Genomic DNA, 16,699 nt, shown 5'->3' on the forward strand with positions numbered 1-16,699 from the left:
GATTGAGTCTATTTCGCCGCCCCAGCCCACCCAATTGCACAGTCCAATTTCACCGCTAGGCTTTCATTAGCTAAAACAGTGCGTTGATCGTCAATTGCACAGATTGCACCGGTTTCGACCGACAGTGCCATTCCGGCGGCGAGATCGGGACGTCCCGTTTCAGAGGCGGCGGAACACAGCGGTGGCGAAGCCTTCGGCGGTCAGGCGCGCCTCGACCTCGGCCAGGGCTTCGATCACCACGCCACCCCCATGGCCGACCGTCGTGTCGCCGGTCGAATGGATGATCCGCTCGGCGTCGATCATCAGGGCCGAATGGCCGGTCCAGTCATGATCGCCGGCGGGCGCGAGCCAGACCACGACATCCCCGCGCTTCAGGGCGTCAACGGACACGCCATGACCTAGCTCGGCCTGGGCGTTCGAATGGCGCGTCCCCGGCAGGCCGCAGGCCAGCAGAGCCTGCTGCACCAGGCCGGAACAGTCGGTCGAGATCGAGGACCGGGCGCCCAGTTCGTGCGGTCGCCCCAGCAGGCGTTCGGCCACGGCGACCAGGTCGCGCTCGAACTCTCCGACGGGCTGAAGATCCGTTTCCGCCACCCCTTCGACCGTCTCGACCACCAAGGCGTTCAGCGGCAGGGCGGCGTCCACGGCGGCGACCCGGCGCGTGGCCAGGGGCGCGCCCATGGACAGGCTGTCCAGCACCACCCAGCCGACCACGCCGTCGCGTCGGGCCCGGCCCCAGGCCAGGCCATTGGCCCGGTCCAGCACGTCGAAGGCCTCGCCGTGCAGCAACTGGTCGATGCGCGTGTCCTGGTCCGACAGAATATCGGCGACGGCGACGCGGCAGTGCATGGCCTCGGTCTTGCGATAGGCCGAGGCGCGCACCAGCCCTTCCAGCGCCTGTTCGGCGAGGTCGGGGCGAGCGAGGCGGTCGCCGGGCGGAAGAAGATCGAGGACGTCGGTCAAACGTGGGCTCGCGAAGATTGAGCCCACAGTCTTATCCCCCGATGGCTTAGGGGCCGTTAACGGCCGCCTCTTTTCTGAAAGAAATCAACAGAACCTTGTTTTCAGATAGTGGAAACAAGCCCTTAGGGCCTGGGCCTCACCCCCTTCCGGGAAGCCGGGCCGGGCGCGAGGGTTCCAGGCGAAGATGTCCATATGGGCCCAGGCGCCGGTCGTCGGCGCGAACCTTTGCAGGAACAGGGCGGCCGTCACCGACCCCGCCTGAGCCCAGCCCGAGGAGTCATTCTTCAGGTCCGCGATCTCGGTATCCAGGGCGCTGCGATAGCCGGCCCACAGCGGCATCCGCCACAGGGGATCGCCCACCTCGCCCCCCGCCGCCAGCAGGCCGGCCGCCAGGGCCTCGTCGTCGGTATAGAGGGGCGGCAGGTCCGGCCCCAGGGCGACCCGCGCCGCCCCCGTCAGGGTGGCGAAGTCCAGGGTCAGGTCGGGCGCGTGCTCCCCCGCCCGCGTCAGGGCGTCGGCCAGGATCAGCCGCCCCTCCGCATCGGTGTTGCCGATCTCGATCGTCAGCCCCTTGCGGCTGTTCAGGATGTCGCCCGGCCGGAAGGCGTCGGCCGAGACCGCATTCTCCACTGCCGCCACGATCACCACCAGCCGCACCGGCAGATCGGCCTGCATGACCAGCCGCCCCAGGGCCAGGGCGTGGGCCGATCCGCCCATGTCCTTCTTCATGTTCCGCATCCCGGCGGCGGGTTTCAGGTCCAGCCCCCCGGTGTCGAACACCACCCCCTTGCCGACCAGGGCCACCAGCGGCAGGTCGGTCTGGTCCAGCTTCCAGCCGATCTCGATCAGCCGCGGCGCCCGATGCGGCGCGGCCGCCCGACCCACGGCGTGGACGGCCGGGTAGTTCTCCTCCAGCAAGGCCTCGCCCTCAGTCACGGTGATGGCCGCCCCGGCGCTCTCGGCGATCTCGCGGGCGATTGTCTCGATCTGCAACGGCCCCATGTCGGCGGCGGGGGTGTCGACCATCTCGCGCGCCAGGGCGCAGGCGGCCGCGATCCGGGCGGTCTCTGCGACATCCAGCCCCTCAGGCGCGACTAGCCTCACCGGCGCCCGATCCGGCCGCGCCTTGTACCGGTCGAACACATAGGCCCCCAGCAGGAAGGCCAAGGCCGCTCGCCCCGCCGCCTCGGGCTCGACCTCCAGCCGGTACAGGCCGCCAGGCAGGCGGGCCGACAGGCCCCGCGCCGACATCGGATCGAAGGCCCCGCCGGTCCCAACCAGCACAGCCCCGATCCCCTCGCCCTGGGGCGCGATCAACAGCTGACCGGCCTTGCCCTCGAATCCGTGCAACCCGGCCCAGCCCTTCACGGCGTCGTCCAGCACGTCCTTGGGCCCAACGAAGCGGATCGGAACGGCGCCCGCCCCGTCTTCAGCGGCGACCAGAAGCGGATGAGATTGGGACATGGGAGGCCTTCTTAACCAACAGTTGACGCGAACCGGCGACTCTGGAGCCGACCGAGGACCGTCAGGACTCCACCCATGTCGCCCATGCCCGCCCTTCTCGCAACCGCCGCCCTGCTGTGCCTGTCTGCGGGTCCGTCCTTCGCGGCCGATCCGGCGCCCGCCCGCGCCGCCGCTTCGGCCGAGGCCCGCGCCGCCTATGAGCGGATGGACGCCCTGTCCCGCTCGGTCTTCTGGGCCAGCGAGCAGCAGGCTAATCCCGCCGATCCCGTGGCCGGGGTCAAGCTGGCCCAGGCCCTGCGCGAGCTGGGCCGCTATGACCAGGCGGCCGAGGCCGCCCAGGCGACCCTGACCGTCCAGCCCACCAATCTGGACGCCCTGCTGGAGCTGGGCCGCGCCCATATCGCCCGGGGCCAGGCCTTCTACGGCGTCGCCCCGCTGGAGAAGGCGCGCGACCAGGCGCCGCGCGACTGGCGCGCCTATTCACTGCTGGGCGTGGCCTATGAACAGGTCCGCCGCTTCGACGACGCCCAGGCCGCCTGGAGCCAGGCCCTGGCTCTGTCGCCCGACAATCCCGACGTCCTGACCAATGCCGCGACCGCCGCCCTGACCCGTGGCGACGCCCCCGGCGCCGAAGCCCTGCTGCGCCGCGCCGCCGCCCAGCCGACCGCCTCGGCCAAGGTCCGCCAGACCCTGGCCATGACCTTGGGCCTGCAAGGCAAGATGGGCGAAGCCGAACAGATCCTGCGCCGCGAACTGCCGCCGGAACAGGCCGAGCGGAACCTCGAGTGGCTGCGGACACGCGGCGCCCCCGGCGGAGCGGCCGGTTCGACCGCGCCGGACACGGCCCGCACCTGGGATTCGCTACAGGGCGGCTGACGGGGTTTGCGCCGGGTCGTCCCCCGTGCTGGATAGGGCATGGCTTCCTCCCCCCACGCGACCAAGACCTATCAGGCCTTCCTGTTCGACATGGACGGCACCCTGATCACCTCGACCGCCGCCGCCGAGCGCGTCTGGACCCGCTGGGCCCAGCGTCACGGCCTGGACGTGGCGAGCTTCGTTCCCACCATCCACGGCGTCCGCGCGGCCGACACCATCCGCCGCCAGAACCTGCCGGACATCGACCTGGCGGCTGAGGTCGCCTGGGTCGAACGCGGCGAGATCGAGGATGTGGACGGGGTCGCGCCCATTCCCGGCGCCATCGACTTCGTCAAACGGCTTCCGCCCGACCGCTGGGCCGTGGTCACCTCGGCCACCGTGCCCCTGGCCCGCGCGCGACTCGCCGCCGCCGGCGTGACCCCGCCGGGCCTGATGATCACCGCCGAACGGGTGGAGCGCGGCAAGCCGGACCCGGCCGGATATCTGCTGGCGGCCCAGATCCTGGGCTTCGACATCGCCGACTGTCTGGTGTTCGAGGACGCCGAGGCGGGGATCAAGGCCGGCGAGGCGGCGGGCGCCGACGTCGTAGTCGTCACTGCCGCCTGGACCCACCCGCTGGAGACCGCACATCCTCTGCTGGCCGACTACGGCCAGACGAGACTGGAGATCGAAGACAACGGTCGGCTGAGCTTCGCGGCCCAGGCCGACTGAGCGGGCGTTACGCCGCCGCCGATACGTAAGACTCGTCGTCGGGCACAGCCTTGAACACGGACACCTTGCTCCTCAACCGGTCGGTCTCGGCGCGGATGGAGTGGCTGGCGGCCGTGCTCTCTTCCACCATGGCGGCGTTCTGCTGGGTGAAGCGATCCATCTGGGTCACGGCGGTGTTGACCTCGTCCAGACCGCTGGCCTGTTCGACGGTGGCGCTGGCGATCTCCGACACCAGGCCCGAGATCTCGCGGACCTGATCGACCACCTTGCCCAGGGCCGCGCCCGTCTGGTTGACGAGGCGGGCGCCCAGCGAGACCTGCTCGTTTGAGCTGGAGATCAGGCCCTTGATCTGTTTGGCGGCGTCCGCTGACCTTTGGGCCAGGGCGCGCACTTCCTGGGCGACGACGGCGAAGCCGCGCCCCGACTCGCCCGCCCGCGCGGCCTCCACCCCGGCGTTGAGCGCCAGTAGATTGGTCTGGAAGGCGATCTCGTCGATGGTGCCGATGATCAGTTCCATCTCGCGCGACGAGGCTTCGATCAGGCCCATGGCCGTCACGGCTTCCGTCATGGTCTGGCCGCTGCGCTCAACATCCGTATGGGCGGAATCGACGGCCTGTTTGATCTTTCCTGCGCCGGCGGATGTGGCGCGGACCGTGACCGTGATCTCGTTCAGGGCCGCGGCGGTCTGTTCCAGGCTGGCGGCCTGCTGTTCGGTGCGCTGGGCCATCTGGTCGGCGGCGGCGCTGACGTCATGGGCGCCTTCGCCCAGGCTGGCGACGCCGCTGGAGATGTCGGCGATCAGATCCTTCAGGCTCTTGAGCGCCGTGTTGTAATCGCTGCGAAGCTTCTCATAGTCCGCCGGGAAACGCTTCTGGATCGGCGACGTCAAATCGCCCTGCGCCAGCTGTTCCAGGGCGGTCGAAAGGTTCTGCACGACTTCGCGCGCCGCCGCGTCGGCGCCGGCGCGGGCCTCGTCGGCCTCCGCCTTGGCGCGGTCGGCCACGGCCTTCGCCTGGTCGGCCTCGGCCTTGGCCAGGGCGGTGTCGCGGAACACCAGAACGGCGCGCGCCATATCGCCCACCTCGTCGGCGCGATCCGCGTCCACTGCAATGTCATTGTTTCCGCGCGCGAGCTGGGCCATGGCCCCGGTCAGGGTCGTGATGGGCCGCGCGATCATGCGGCTCAACATCACCGACAGACCGACGGCGATCCCGATGAGCGCCAGACCGCCGATGACCAGCGCGGCCATGGCCGTGATGATGGCGGCCTCCTGCCGCGCGCCGTTATCTTCAATCCGCCGGACCTGCTCATCGCGAATTTCGCGTAGCGGTAGGACAGCTGCACTGACCAGAACCGTCTTCCCGGCGTCGCGGACAGCCTGTTGCGCCTCTTCGCGCCGCCCTTCACGGACCTCGCCGATCAGCCGATCGCCCCAGTCCTTGCGCCAGGCAAGCGTGGCGACCCGAGACTTTTCAAGCTCTTCCAGCAGCGCAGGATCTGTAAGCGTGGTCTTCAACTCCTCCGAAACACTGTCGTATTCGTCGCGGCCTTCGAAATAGGATTTGAGGTAGGTCTCATCGCCGGTGACGAGGAAACCACGAAACTGGCTGTTCTGGCGTAGGATAGCCGTCTCCAACGCCAGGCTCTTGGAGTGGATGGACTGCGCGAGGTTGTTGCTCTCGGTGGACGACCGGATCGCCATGATGGTGGCGAAGAAGATCATCATTATAACGGCCGCCGAAACGCAGATCGCTACAAATGAAAAACTCAGCTTACGCGGAATGTTCATTGCATTGATCATTACCTGCTCCACAAGAAACACATTCGGACATTAATCTTGCGCCGAATGGCTTAATAATTCGCTCTTTTTCAAAGCGGAAACATACACACTAAACGCCATCCTCATCCCGGCCTGCTGCCGGGATGAGGACTAAAAGTTGCGTTAGAAGGTGACGCCGACGCCGGCGCTGACGGTTTGCCCGCTATCCTCGGTCGGATAGGCGCCGGAGCGGTTTTCTGCGTTCCAGTGGATCAGGTTGAACTGGAGGCGGATGACGTTATCCAGGTACCAGTTGACCCCCGCAGTCGCCGCCCAGCCCTCGCCCGCCGTCGGGACGCCGGAGTAGTCGATGTTCTCATAACGAGCCAGCAGCTCGATCGCGCCGGGGCCGCCGTCCAGGACCGGCCGCAGAACGCGCGGCTGCGCGAAAGTGCCGAGGTGAGCATTGTACGGCGGCAGCTCGCCGGTAAGGAAGTAGCCGCTCGACAGACTCCAGGCTTCGCTGACGAAGTCAGGCCGCCCCGCATCCAGTTCGGCGTTGCGCTTGCCCGCCTCGCCCATGACCCAGAAGGGTCCGGCATAACCGCCGGCTTCGACGCCATAGCCTCGCGTGCCTGTGCCGCCGGTCAGGGTTCCGCTCGAGACCCGCAAGGCCCCATTGAAGCGGCCACCGATCGACGTGTTGCGCGTCAGAGACCCGGCGCCCTCGGCCAGTTGCTCGTCGAAGCCCCAGGCGCCGAGGTGAAGAGTGGCGCGCTCGGTCTTGACCGGATTCCAGTGGACCCGCCCCATTAGCGTCTGGCTGTCGGAGACCACTTGGCGGTTATCGATATAATCGCCGCTGAGGGTCAGCGAGGCGTGCCCGCTCTTCCAGAACACGCGCGGCATCAACGAAATGCCGTAGAAGCCACGCTGCGGAATGATGGCGGTCGCGACGACGTTGCGCTCCAGGAAGGGCGGAGCGTCAGAGCCGCTCGACCCCTCGAAGCTGCGGTCGTTGAACATGTTGCCGAAGCGGACATCGTAGGAAATATCGCCGACCTTGTCGCGCCAACCGACGAAGGCCGTGCCCACGTCGGACACGTTGTCGGCAAAGTCGTTTTCGAACTGATAGAAGAAGTTCGGACCCGCAGAACCCTCGATCCCGATCCGCAGGGCGCGCATTCCGGTCGTCGTGATGTTGCGCGCGTCATAGTCCGACCCAAAGGTCGAACTGGCGTGGCTGATGATACGGCCGCGCATTTTGAACCGGTATTTGCCGTCCGCGGAATAGAAGGCCGGCAGTCCGCCTTTCCATTCCGTCGTCACGCCGGCGGTGTTGTTGGCCTCGGCGCGGGCCTGGTCAGCGGTCTGTTCCGCCAAGCCGGGCTGCACGATGTTGGTCGCGAAAAGTTCTGCTGCGCTGTCGCCATCTGTGCTTGCGCGACGCGGAACGCCTGGCGTCCGAACCGCAGCCGAAGGTGACGGAGCGGCCGTTCCGACGGGTTTGGCGGCTTCGATCGCATCGAGCCGGGCGCGAAGCGCAGCGATTTCACCAGCCTGGGCGCGAACCAGAGCAGCAAGCTCAGCCTGATCAACAGATTCCGTCTGTGCGAAACCAGGGCTGGCGAAAAGAACAGCCACTAACGCCGTGCCAGCAAGAAGCGTATTTTTCATTTCATGATATTCCCTGATTGTCCCGAAGACCCGCATCAATATTCGAGTGCACAAATATTTGGAGATTACGGTTCAGTTTACTTATGTTTCTGCGCCATTTTGATGCGATACATTTCTGTAATCACATCGAAGTCCATATTGCTTACGCCTCAAGCGCGCACCCTTATCGGAACGAACGAAGATTTAGCACGCCAATATTGGTACAAATACATACGTAAAAACCCCTAACCCCTAATCGGCCCTGCCGTCATTTATTGGTTTTGAGGTTAACTTAACGATAATCGCCAATGCGTAGCTTCCCCTATACGTTCGGATCAATTTTATTGGGATTTCAATATTTAACCTTCTGAAAATGTTTGGCGTTGCACATGTCTTCACTCATGGCTGAATAGATTTTAGGCCGATATAGGCGCCCCTCAATATGAATGCGGAATTTATGTCAGCGTCATACATATCGAGCCCGACAATCATCAATACTGATTACCTTTAGACCGATGCAGGCAAATATAGATGAAAACCGTGCATCGACAGCATACATATGCGCCCTTTCCTGAAGTTCAGAGCCCCAAGAATATTGGAAATATGAGCTTGAAGACTGACGGCACGCAGGACTTTTTACTCACAGCCGACAGATGTCGCGCTATGGGCTCGACCTTTATCGCCTCTGTCCTAGAGTCCGTCGTCGCCCAGTTGCCACGCGCCCCGGTCAGCGCCGCCATGATTCGCAACTGGCCGGGCGACCCAGCGGCAGCCGCCCTTGCCCTGCGGGTCAACGGCGCGCTCCACGCCCTTGCGCGGCGGGAAACCCCAAAGCGGCTCGCGCAGCTCTACCGTGGAGAGCACAACGACTTCGACGGCACCATCGCCGCCGCGTTATCGGAACAAGACCAGTTCATCGCCGACTGGCTTCGGCACCCGACCCAGACGAACGAGGTGGCGCGCGCAGGCGCGACCATGGCCGCCCTGATGGCGTCAGCGCGGCGATGGGGCATGCCGTTCGAATTGCTGGAATTGGGATCGAGCTGCGGTCTGAACCTTAATCTCGCTCACTACGCTTACCGCCTGGGCGGAACGGAGGCGGGGGATCGTGCGTCCACGGTTCGGATCGAGCCCAGATGGCGGGGTGCGCCTCCGCCGCTGGTCCCGGTCTCGATCGCCACGGCGCGTGGAGTGGATCTACACCCGCTTGATGCGTCAGACTCACAGGATCGCGAGCGCCTTCTGGCCTTCGCCTGGGCCGACCAACCCGCCCGGATGGACCGCCTGGAAAAGGCGCTCGAGATCGCGCACGCCCATCCGCCCCAGGTCGATCTGGGCGACGCGCCGGCGTGGCTGGCGCGGCGTCTCAGCGAGCCGCAAAGGGCGGGCTACTGCCGGGCCGTGGTCCACACCATGTTCCTGCAATACCTCGACCAACGTCATCGCGCCGACCTCACGGCCATACTGGATGCGGCCGGCAGCCGGGCGACGCCGGACCGCCCGCTGGTCTGGATCAGCTTTGAATGGACGGCCGACCGCAGCGAGGTCGAATTACGCCTCACATCCTGGCCTCGCGGCGAGACGAGGGTTCTGGCGAAGTGCCACCCCTATGGCGATGCAATAGAGTGGCTGACCGACGAAACGGGCTCGCTCGCCCCCTAGATCGCCTTAATCGCCCCGCCATCCAGCCGGATCAGTGATCCGGTGACATAGGCGGCGAGCGGGCTGGCCAGGAAGGCGGCGGTGGCCCCGAACTCCTCGGTCGTCCCAATCCGCCCGACAGGGATGGATTTGACGGATTCGGCCCTGGCCTCCTGCGGCGTAACGCCGGTGCGTTCGGCCGTCGCCTGATCAAGGCGTTCAATGCGGGGGGTGTCGATCCGGCCCGGCAGCAGGGTATTGACCGTAACCCCGTCCGGCCCGACCTCGTTGGCCAGCGTCTTGGCCCAGGCGGCCACCGACGCCCGCAAGGTGTTGGACACCCCCAGGGCCGCCGACGGCTCGACCACGGTCATCGAAGCGACATTCAATATCCGCCCCCAGCCGGCGGCCCGCATCCGCGGCAGCACCCGATCGGTCAGCCGGAAGACCGACAGCACCATGGACTCGAAATGATCGCGCCAGACCGAGGGCTCCAGCCCCGACACGCCCGACGGCGGCGGCCCGCCGGTGTTGTTCAGCAGTATCTCGATATGTCCGCCCAGCAAATCCTCCGCCAGGTCGACGGCCTTCAGCAGCGCCTCATGGTCCGCCAGGTCCGCCGCGACCACGACCGCCCGACCCGGCCCTGTTGCGTTCAACTCGTCCGCCACGGCCTGAAGCTTCACCGCATCGCGCGACAACAGGGCCACATGGACGCCTTCCGCCACCAAGGCGGTCGCTACGGCGCGGCCCAAACCGGACGATCCGCCGCAGATCAGGGCGCGCTTGCGGGCGAGTTTCAGGTCCATGTCGGCTCCATGCTTAGGTGGGGGTGCAGATATCGGGTTTCCGCTGCGTCAGTGCAACGCGACGTTAACCGAAGCGGCGCACCATCCTTCTCATATGGCCGCCAGAAGCTGTCTGGATCGGCCTTGGAGGGCCGGCCCATGTCGACCAAGATGACCTCGAGCGTGCGTCGCCACAGCGACCATTTCGAGCCGCAGGACACCGATCCGCACGACCAGCGCCGCCTGCGCGGCCAGCTGGAGCAAATCGATTACGCGGCCTATATCGCCAATAAGGAGTTGATCGGCCATACCCTGACCGGGCTGGACGCCGCCTCCTTGCAGAAGCTGGCGGTCCTGACCGCCGGCGCCCGCGCCAAATGGGCCGCCGAGGCTCTGCGCCTGGCCCACTCCGGCTCGCCCGTCACCGCCGACCAGGTCGCCCGCCTGACCGCCGCCCGCACCGCCTTCGACGAGCTCGCCGAAGTCTACGAGGCCCTGCGACGCATGGTCGAGCGCGGGTATGTGGCGTTGAAGCCGTCCTAGATGGAGCGCCTGGTGGAGCCGAGGGGAGTCGAACCCCTGACCGAGATCCAGGCGCTACCGCAACGACTTAGGTCGTCAGACAGCGCTTGATTGCTCTCTGCGTAGCAGATGTGCGTAGCAGCGTCAGCCCTCAACGTGGTCCACCCACATCAGCTTCGGCTGACCACCGGAAAAGACGAGTCGCCACGCACCGACCCTGCGCCCGGCTGGAACGGTGGCGTCTGCTAGGGCGCGATTGCCTTCTTCGACTACCCAATGGACGCCGAGGTTCGCGTACATCTCAGTGTGCGACTTTGTTCGCTCGGTCAGGACACCGCACGAATAGGCCACCGCGTCCTGCTGATCGGCGCATACGATAGGTTCGAGCCCGGAAACCTGGTCTCCGAGCATGGTGATAAGATTGTAGGTATGCATGAGGTTCGTCCGCTCTTGATGTCGGACGACCATATCAAGTCAGAGTCGCACTGGTTCTGGCTTCGTCACCCGCGATGTTGGCGATCGTCATGAACCCTGCAGCTTCGCGACGAGCTCGCCGATAGTCTCGGAGCCGAACTCCGGATTGGTATTCTTGGTGGCGAGACGGAGAGCATCGACCACTCTGGCTTCGTTGGCGGAAATCGTACGGCGCTGAATCAGCTCAACGAAGTCCGCCGGGACTTCCTTGTCTCGGTCGCGCTGTTGAGCGAGCCACAGGCGATAGAGCTCGGTTGGATCTACGCCTAGGAGGGCCGCCAAGCTCGGTATTCGGGCTAGAGGAACTGGCGTCTGGCCCGTCCTCCACATGCTGATCATGTTTGGCGCACCCATCCCAAGGCGATCGGCTGCCTCAGCATTAGTCAGACCCAATGAGGACCACCGGCTGTCCAAGAACTCGGAAAGCGGCGTAGGCGATTTCCCATGTGCCGTCCTTAAGGCACCGCGACGTTTCGTGGCGTCCATATTCAGTCTCCGATCAGCTATGTGAGGGCGTTAATAGTAGGCCGTTAGGCCGCCTCGGTTGCAGGTGAGCGGAAAACGCTGCTTGTCTCGTCCGAACGCCTCCTCGCAGGTTGGCCCCGCTCCCTTCCCCGACAGACGCGCTTCCAGACGGCGATGGAACAGCTCCATCTCTTCGGGGGTCAAACCGCCTTGGGAAGCGAGAGGAATGTCCGTCAACAAACCGGATGCGTCGGGACTCGCCATTTCCAGCGGACCGCGATTGCCTGACCTGGTAACGGCATTCACGAACACCTCTGCCCCGCCGCTCACGGGCTCGATCCGCACCACCCACAAATCGGTTCCGACTACATTGGAGAAGCCCATGTAGCTGCTCCAACCTCTGGCGGCGGAAAGACCGCTTTCGGTCAAAGCTATCTGGAACTTGCGATCAATACCCGCCAGCACCTGCGATGCGGCGAGGCGGACATCATCAGGGTTACCTGTATGGACGCGGGTTGAGGCGCCTCGCTTTGCGTCGAGCACCGTTTGCTGAGACGCAAGGTCCATTGCCGGAGCACTTGCGCATCCTGCGAGAAGTGCGACGCAGACCACAGTGACGGATCCCAGTGCTCGGGCTCCTCGCGCAATCCCACCCATCTGATCGTTTGGCATCACCGCCATCGAGCGCCCCTCCACTGTCACCTCAACTCTCTGGTTCCGAAATAGAACCAGACCGCTGCGCCTCTAGCGCAGGTCTTCCTCCCTTGGAAGGCGCGCGGATGCGGAAGTGGGTTTCATCGCCAGACTACAAGGCGGCGATCCAGGTGATCGTCGAAGCCCGCCATGCGGCGGGGCTAACGCAGCGCCAAGTCGAGGAGCGCCTCGGGAAGGCACACCACGGGTGGCTCGCGAAAATCGAAGTCGGAGAGCGACAGATGAACGTCTTGGACATGATCGCCATAGCAAGGGCAATCGGCATTGATGAACGCGGCCTGTTCGATCAGCTTCTTGATCGCCTTCCGGCTCATATCGACGTGTAAGTTCGGCGCATTGGTCCGCGCACTGGGCGACGATCCCTTGCTGCCTGGGCGCCGGCGAGCGATCTATTTTCTCTCTATTTGAGCCGCGCCCTGACGCTCGTTTTCTTCTTCCGCCGCGATCAAACGGCCTAGCCTATCGCTCCGGCGCTTCGCGTAGATGCCGTACGCCATCAGCGGGGCGCAGATCAGCAGTATGGCGAGGAAACCCTGGAACTCGTTCGGCATGTTCGTCACCTTCGTGGACAGATTACCACCGTAACGCACCAGCCAGTGAGATCGCCACCATGCATTCGGTACAATGGATGGCACGTGGTCTTTGCGCCCTATGGCTCGAACCGAGGTGAGCCATCAGCGTTCTGGCCCCTCACTGCTGGAAACGAGTCGTTCAGGTTACCGTGGCCTCAGGATTGAAGTTGACGCCGGTCAAGTCGATGCGCGCGGCTCTGGCCCCCACGATGGCTGCAGCAGAAAAGCCAGCGCCTTGCGGGGTTTCACTGATCACACGGCAATCTGACAGCGTCCCGTCTGCTCGAACACGACAGGTGACGGTTGCTGCTCCGTTTCCAATGTTTTGGGACCGGGCCAATCTCGGAAAGTCAGCGCGCGGCGTTACCACCCACCTTGGATTGGTGATTAAAGACCGCCGAGGCATCAAGCGCTCAGGAGCGCTTTGATCCTGCTGCTGCAGCGGCGTTTGCGGGGCTGGCGCCGGCGGCGCGTCTTGCCCAACGAGGGCCAATATCGAAATCAGAATGAGCATAGCCCTACGATACGAGGGGTATGGGTAATGACAAGGCCCAGTTCGCCCGAACTACCATCGGATCAGGACGTAGAGGCTGCTTAGCTGTTATGGCGCTCACCCTACAGGAGGCACTGCGCTCCGGTCGGGGACGTTGAAGCAAATGTCCAGTTTTGACGCGGAGCCCCCTCTATCCCCGGCCCTTAGCGGACGATAGCGATGTCGGCTTCACACCCGATCATTCCCGAAAATGAATCGAAGTCAGGCGCGACCGTTTCGGCGGTCTCTGATCCTGCCACCATATCGATGACGACCACAGGCCAAGGCATCTGTCCCCGAATGTCAAAGGCAAGGTACTCGCCGCCACCGTTGCCACCGAAGATCAAGAAGCCATCCGAGCCAGTCCGCCCTGACCGTACGGCCTCAATGACCTCTTCGGCTGGATCGAGAATCAGGGTGTATGGCGATGCGGGAAGGGGACCCTCGCCACCATCGCTAAAAGCAAGCAGGCTGAAATAGCTTTTAGGAAGTTCCACGGGCGTGACTTGCCGTAGCTGTTCGAGCACTTCCGCCTTTGCCGCTAGCGCGGCGAACCAATCTCGACCTTGCAACATCTAAGTTCCCTCGCCTGTATAGATCATGGATCAGGCGATGACCGCTTTCCACACCTACTCGCAGTTCGGTGCGCCCGCATTTGGGTTGTGCCGCTGATGTCCGCTTTTCGCGCGGGTGTCGATGTCGCGGTCCGACCCATAGCAGACATCCGGCAGCGTCCTCCTGAGATCGAACACAGGAGGATCTGACTATACGCAAGCGCATATGCCGCTGCGCGGTCGTCAGAATTTCTGTGTGCGCAGTCGCTGCTTTTCAGCTTGATGGTAATTGTTGACCAGATGGCCGAACGTGTGAGGGTATTATGCTCATGAGAACATCGATTGTCGGGGCCGTCTGCGCCAGCGTCTACCATCTTGTGCTGTTGGGTGGCGGCCAAGCACACACCGCTGACGGCGAGAGAAGCCCTATAGTGTATCGGGTCGATATACCCGGAGTGACACCTGATGCAGAAGACTGGGTCACCGTCTTCGACGTCGATGGAGGCGTCACGAGTATAGGCACTATTGGCCCAGGCGGTTTTAGATTTATTGGCCCGGACAGCAATGTCTCTAACTGTGCTGAGCCCCACGCGGGATGTTTGCTGTTCGGAGGCGTCCTGATCGTTGATGATCGCTATCCACAAGAAGCGCGCGGCGGCGTGAAGGTCTCTCGCTATCCACATCTTGGGTGCACCCTGACGACGATTGACGTGGGGGACGGCGGCACGACGAAGTCAGTTTATTGCCCTGGCAGGGGAGTGGTCGAGTGGAGTGTTTTCCACGGCGAAGGCATGACTGCTCGCTATTCTCTTCTCAGCAGTTACGGCCTGCTTTCCACCTCTCGCTGACTTCGACCGCGACCGTTTTCCGGGCTGGACACCAACGTCCGCTTTCGGCGGCAATGCCCAAGACAGAAATCGACCCATTTCGGACCTTAGCGCCGCTCCCTCTGCAACCGGCGCGCCAACTCAAACGCTTCATTTAGTAAGCGATGTAGCTCGCTGTTTTCGTGGTCCAGCAAAACGTCGTCGCGATGCAGGACGACGTCGTTAAGCGACCCCATGCCACCAAACAGGCCGAGGAAACGGTCAAGGCCGTAGGAGTCAGACTGCTCAACTATGTCCGCACATTGGGCCACTTGCTCTGCCCAATGAGGCGAATTTCCATCACGGAGATGTCGTTCAACTGCCCGCATCAAAGCGGCAAGCTGCGCAACGTCATGATGCAGCTTATTGGGCTTTCGCCTAAACCACCCGAACATGAGCCCCCCGCGATCCAGACCAGAGAGGCTACCGGAAGCAGGGTCTGCTTCCCACCCCTAGGCGAAGTCCGGAAGGTCAGCTCACCGGTGATCCGGGCAGTGTCCAGATCCCGGCCTGAGAGTGGGGACCGACCCATTGCAGAACCGGACCGCTTGTGGTTGTTCTGTAGGCGGCGAGAACACTAAAGGTAATAGAATGTCGAGATTGCGCATCGGCTTGTGGGGCGGCTTGGCTGGCGTAACCTTCGGGGCCTTGCAGTCCATTTTCCCCGCTGAGTGGGGCGGGCGACTCGGACTCCTTGCTGTGGTTGTAATCGTCATCCCAACACTGGCCTACACGGTGGAATACCTTCGCGGTCGAAATGTCCGCTAACCACCCCTTGCGGAAGTCAGATGCGTCCGCTTCCGGGCTGACTCCACAAACCCGAGCCGCCGTGCGAGCCTCTCGGGATGTGCAACCTCTACCGCCAGCGCACCGGCCCCCAGGCCATAATGGACGTCGCGAATGCCATGCGGTCTACCGTCGGCAATCTGGCGCCGGGCGACATCTATCCCGACTACCCTGCGCCCATCGTCCGCACCGACCCCGACGGGGTCCGTACATTGGCCTTGGCCCGTTGGGGCATGCCGTCGTCTAGGAAGGCGATCTTCGACAATGCGACGAAGCGGGCGGACAAGCTGCGCGCCAAGGGCGGAACGGTCGATTTCCAGAAGATCCTCGAGTTCGAACCGGATAGCGGCACGACCAATGTCCGGAATACCAACTCTTCGCATTGGAAGCCTTGGCTGGAGCTGACGCACCGCTGCCTGGTCCCCTTCACTGCTTTCAGTGAGCCGGGCCGCGACGCCGCCGGCAAATACCGCCCGATCTGGTTCAAACTGTCCGGCGACGATCCGGAGCCCCTGGCCTTCTTCGCAGGCATCCACCTCCAGGCCCACACGAGCGTGCGCAAAATCAAGAGTGGCATGGAGACCACCGACGTCTTCGCCTTCCTGACGACCGATCCCAGCGAGCCGGTGAAGTCGGTCCATCCAAAGGCAATGCCGGTGATCCTGACGAAGCGAGATGAGATCGACGAGTGGATGACGGCGCCTTGGTCGGAGGCGAAGGCGCTTCAGCGAGCGCTGCCCGACAGGGGGCTTGAGATCATACCATGACCGAACCCCGGGATCGGCCCGAAAGCGACGATGAGGGTCACGCCCGACCCTATCGGCCCGAAGACTTCACCAAGCTGCAGTATGTTCCGCCGACCCACTTTCAACGCGCCGTCGCCAAACTGAAGATCTTCAGTGCCCTCACCGGCCTCTTGATTGTCGTGGCGTTATGCGCGCGCCTCGCTGGCGTAGCTTGAAACGAAGTCCAGCGAACAGCACCCATTGAACGAGCAGTGTCATTGGCGCACCGCAGGCTCGTTATTCGCGGAAGGTCTCGACCATCGCGGTGACCGCCTCGCGCTGATGAGGACGCAGCTTCGACCAGGCGCGGATCAGACGCTTAGCGCCCGGTAGCTCCTCTTCCTCCCCGCCACACAGCTCTCCCACGTCGCACTTGAGCGCTTCAGCCGCCAAGATCAGCTTGGAAGCAGAGACGCGGTTCTTTCCCTGCTCGTATTTCTGGACCTGTTGGAACGTGACGCTGATCGCCGCGCCGAGTTGGGCCTGGGTGAGGCCCAGCGCATCACGTCGCTTGCGAATGGTGTCGCCGATCCGTGCGTCCAGGCGTTTTTCATACTCGCTCATGGGGACA

General features: G+C 63.9%; 20 protein-coding genes. 8 read left to right on the forward strand and 12 right to left on the reverse strand.

The features are described from left to right. Positions 1–159: 159 nt before the first annotated feature. Both ACW17X_RS10050 and ACW17X_RS10055 read right to left on the reverse strand, forming a co-directional pair. A complete protein-coding gene (locus ACW17X_RS10050) occupies positions 160–963 on the reverse strand; it encodes a C40 family peptidase (RefSeq protein WP_492097039.1) in 804 nt (267 codons plus the stop codon). An 84-nt stretch (positions 964–1,047) separates the two neighbouring features. Beyond that, on the reverse strand, positions 1,048–2,427 hold the full coding sequence (locus ACW17X_RS10055; protein ID WP_492097041.1) for a leucyl aminopeptidase family protein: 1,380 nt from the start codon (positions 2,425–2,427) through the stop codon (positions 1,048–1,050). A gap of 75 nt (positions 2,428–2,502) precedes the next feature. On the opposite strand from ACW17X_RS10055, the gene ACW17X_RS10060 reads away from it, so the two are divergent. Continuing rightward, on the forward strand, positions 2,503–3,303 hold the full coding sequence (locus ACW17X_RS10060) for a tetratricopeptide repeat protein (protein ID WP_492097043.1): 801 nt from the start codon (positions 2,503–2,505) through the stop codon (positions 3,301–3,303). A gap of 39 nt (positions 3,304–3,342) precedes the next feature. Next, complete coding sequence (locus ACW17X_RS10065; protein ID WP_492097045.1) at positions 3,343–4,014, forward strand: HAD-IA family hydrolase; 672 nt, start codon at positions 3,343–3,345, stop codon at positions 4,012–4,014. Positions 4,015–4,021: 7 nt separating this feature from the next. On the opposite strand, the gene ACW17X_RS10070 is transcribed toward ACW17X_RS10065, so the two are convergent. Both ACW17X_RS10070 and ACW17X_RS10075 read right to left on the reverse strand, forming a co-directional pair. Next, entirely contained in the window at positions 4,022–5,740 is a 1,719-nt protein-coding gene (locus ACW17X_RS10070; RefSeq protein WP_492097046.1) for a methyl-accepting chemotaxis protein, read from the reverse strand. Between the two features lie 216 nt (positions 5,741–5,956). Then, positions 5,957–7,156: an OprO/OprP family phosphate-selective porin gene (locus ACW17X_RS10075; protein WP_492097048.1), complete on the reverse strand. Its 1,200-nt coding sequence runs from the start codon at positions 7,154–7,156 to the stop codon at positions 5,957–5,959. An 876-nt stretch (positions 7,157–8,032) separates the two neighbouring features. On the opposite strand from ACW17X_RS10075, the gene ACW17X_RS10080 reads away from it, so the two are divergent. Then, positions 8,033–9,091: a DUF2332 domain-containing protein gene (locus ACW17X_RS10080; protein ID WP_492100460.1), complete on the forward strand. Its 1,059-nt coding sequence runs from the start codon at positions 8,033–8,035 to the stop codon at positions 9,089–9,091. On the opposite strand, the gene ACW17X_RS10085 is transcribed toward ACW17X_RS10080, so the two are convergent. Beyond that, positions 9,088–9,879 carry an SDR family oxidoreductase gene (locus tag ACW17X_RS10085; protein WP_492097050.1) on the reverse strand — a complete coding sequence of 264 codons (792 nt, stop codon included), beginning with the start codon at positions 9,877–9,879 and terminating at the stop codon, positions 9,088–9,090. The genes ACW17X_RS10080 and ACW17X_RS10085 overlap by 4 nt on opposite strands. Before the next feature lie 138 nt (positions 9,880–10,017). On the opposite strand from ACW17X_RS10085, the gene ACW17X_RS10090 reads away from it, so the two are divergent. Further along, positions 10,018–10,401, forward strand: coding sequence for a hypothetical protein (locus tag ACW17X_RS10090; RefSeq protein ID WP_492097051.1), 384 nt, complete (start codon positions 10,018–10,020; stop codon positions 10,399–10,401). 123 nt (positions 10,402–10,524) lie between these two features. Here the strand turns inward: ACW17X_RS10090 and ACW17X_RS10095 are convergent, their stop codons facing one another. The 3 genes from ACW17X_RS10095 to ACW17X_RS10105 all read right to left on the reverse strand — a co-directional run bounded on the left by ACW17X_RS10095 (position 10,525) and on the right by ACW17X_RS10105 (position 11,886). Further along, a complete protein-coding gene (locus tag ACW17X_RS10095) occupies positions 10,525–10,815 on the reverse strand; it encodes a hypothetical protein (RefSeq protein WP_492097053.1) in 291 nt (96 codons plus the stop codon). Positions 10,816–10,902: 87 nt separating this feature from the next. Next, the gene (locus ACW17X_RS10100) at positions 10,903–11,136 is read right to left on the reverse strand and encodes a hypothetical protein (protein WP_492097055.1); all 234 of its coding nucleotides are present in this window, start codon (positions 11,134–11,136) and stop codon (positions 10,903–10,905) included. Between the two features lie 234 nt (positions 11,137–11,370). After that, complete coding sequence (locus tag ACW17X_RS10105) at positions 11,371–11,886, reverse strand: hypothetical protein (protein ID WP_492097057.1); 516 nt, start codon at positions 11,884–11,886, stop codon at positions 11,371–11,373. Positions 11,887–12,098: 212 nt separating this feature from the next. Between ACW17X_RS10105 and ACW17X_RS10110 the strand changes: the two genes are divergently transcribed. After that, complete coding sequence (locus tag ACW17X_RS10110; RefSeq protein ID WP_492097058.1) at positions 12,099–12,359, forward strand: helix-turn-helix domain-containing protein; 261 nt, start codon at positions 12,099–12,101, stop codon at positions 12,357–12,359. A 63-nt stretch (positions 12,360–12,422) separates the two neighbouring features. Here the strand turns inward: ACW17X_RS10110 and ACW17X_RS10115 are convergent, their stop codons facing one another. Both ACW17X_RS10115 and ACW17X_RS10120 read right to left on the reverse strand, forming a co-directional pair. Then, positions 12,423–12,584, reverse strand: a complete 162-nt coding sequence (locus tag ACW17X_RS10115; protein ID WP_492097059.1) for a hypothetical protein — start codon at positions 12,582–12,584, stop codon at positions 12,423–12,425. 717 nt (positions 12,585–13,301) lie between these two features. Beyond that, on the reverse strand, positions 13,302–13,712 hold the full coding sequence (locus ACW17X_RS10120) for an SMI1/KNR4 family protein (RefSeq protein WP_492097061.1): 411 nt from the start codon (positions 13,710–13,712) through the stop codon (positions 13,302–13,304). Positions 13,713–14,122: 410 nt separating this feature from the next. Here ACW17X_RS10120 and ACW17X_RS10125 point away from each other — a divergent pair, with 410 nt between their 5' ends. Continuing rightward, the gene (locus ACW17X_RS10125; RefSeq protein ID WP_492097063.1) at positions 14,123–14,539 is read left to right on the forward strand and encodes a hypothetical protein; all 417 of its coding nucleotides are present in this window, start codon (positions 14,123–14,125) and stop codon (positions 14,537–14,539) included. Positions 14,540–14,625: 86 nt separating this feature from the next. Here the strand turns inward: ACW17X_RS10125 and ACW17X_RS10130 are convergent, their stop codons facing one another. Then, positions 14,626–14,952: a DUF6966 domain-containing protein gene (locus ACW17X_RS10130; protein ID WP_492097065.1), complete on the reverse strand. Its 327-nt coding sequence runs from the start codon at positions 14,950–14,952 to the stop codon at positions 14,626–14,628. A 450-nt stretch (positions 14,953–15,402) separates the two neighbouring features. Here ACW17X_RS10130 and ACW17X_RS10135 point away from each other — a divergent pair, with 450 nt between their 5' ends. Together ACW17X_RS10135 and ACW17X_RS10140 are read left to right on the forward strand one after the other, a co-directional pair. After that, positions 15,403–16,110 (forward strand): SOS response-associated peptidase, encoded by a 708-nt coding sequence (locus ACW17X_RS10135; protein WP_492097067.1) that lies wholly within the window; start codon positions 15,403–15,405, stop codon positions 16,108–16,110. Further along, positions 16,107–16,304 (forward strand): hypothetical protein, encoded by a 198-nt coding sequence (locus ACW17X_RS10140; protein ID WP_492097069.1) that lies wholly within the window; start codon positions 16,107–16,109, stop codon positions 16,302–16,304. The genes ACW17X_RS10135 and ACW17X_RS10140 overlap by 4 nt, the downstream gene beginning before the upstream one ends. A 61-nt stretch (positions 16,305–16,365) precedes the next feature. On the opposite strand, the gene ACW17X_RS10145 is transcribed toward ACW17X_RS10140, so the two are convergent. After that, on the reverse strand, positions 16,366–16,692 hold the full coding sequence (locus tag ACW17X_RS10145; RefSeq protein ID WP_492097071.1) for a helix-turn-helix domain-containing protein: 327 nt from the start codon (positions 16,690–16,692) through the stop codon (positions 16,366–16,368). Between the last annotated feature and the right edge of the window lie 7 nt (positions 16,693–16,699).

It is taken from the genome of Brevundimonas sp. FV1ye4L, from assembly GCF_058681255.1.

Coding starts and splice junctions, on each gene's coding strand:
- ACW17X_RS10055 (WP_492097041.1), bottom strand. CDS start 2,427: ATGTCCCAATCTCATCCGCTTCTGGTCGCCGCTGAAGACGGGGCGGGC.
- ACW17X_RS10135 (WP_492097067.1), top strand. CDS start 15,403: ATGTGCAACCTCTACCGCCAGCGCACCGGCCCCCAGGCCATAATGGAC.
- ACW17X_RS10070 (WP_492097046.1), bottom strand. CDS start 5,740: ATGATGATCTTCTTCGCCACCATCATGGCGATCCGGTCGTCCACCGAG.
- ACW17X_RS10090 (WP_492097051.1), top strand. CDS start 10,018: ATGTCGACCAAGATGACCTCGAGCGTGCGTCGCCACAGCGACCATTTC.
- ACW17X_RS10105 (WP_492097057.1), bottom strand. CDS start 11,886: ATGGACCTTGCGTCTCAGCAAACGGTGCTCGACGCAAAGCGAGGCGCC.
- ACW17X_RS10065 (WP_492097045.1), top strand. CDS start 3,343: ATGGCTTCCTCCCCCCACGCGACCAAGACCTATCAGGCCTTCCTGTTC.
- ACW17X_RS10140 (WP_492097069.1), top strand. CDS start 16,107: ATGACCGAACCCCGGGATCGGCCCGAAAGCGACGATGAGGGTCACGCC.
- ACW17X_RS10110 (WP_492097058.1), top strand. CDS start 12,099: ATGCGGAAGTGGGTTTCATCGCCAGACTACAAGGCGGCGATCCAGGTG.
- ACW17X_RS10130 (WP_492097065.1), bottom strand. CDS start 14,952: ATGTTCGGGTGGTTTAGGCGAAAGCCCAATAAGCTGCATCATGACGTT.
- ACW17X_RS10060 (WP_492097043.1), top strand. CDS start 2,503: ATGTCGCCCATGCCCGCCCTTCTCGCAACCGCCGCCCTGCTGTGCCTG.
- ACW17X_RS10085 (WP_492097050.1), bottom strand. CDS start 9,879: ATGGACCTGAAACTCGCCCGCAAGCGCGCCCTGATCTGCGGCGGATCG.
- ACW17X_RS10095 (WP_492097053.1), bottom strand. CDS start 10,815: ATGCATACCTACAATCTTATCACCATGCTCGGAGACCAGGTTTCCGGG.
- ACW17X_RS10080 (WP_492100460.1), top strand. CDS start 8,033: ATGAGCTTGAAGACTGACGGCACGCAGGACTTTTTACTCACAGCCGAC.
- ACW17X_RS10120 (WP_492097061.1), bottom strand. CDS start 13,712: ATGTTGCAAGGTCGAGATTGGTTCGCCGCGCTAGCGGCAAAGGCGGAA.
- ACW17X_RS10115 (WP_492097059.1), bottom strand. CDS start 12,584: ATGCCGAACGAGTTCCAGGGTTTCCTCGCCATACTGCTGATCTGCGCC.
- ACW17X_RS10145 (WP_492097071.1), bottom strand. CDS start 16,692: ATGAGCGAGTATGAAAAACGCCTGGACGCACGGATCGGCGACACCATT.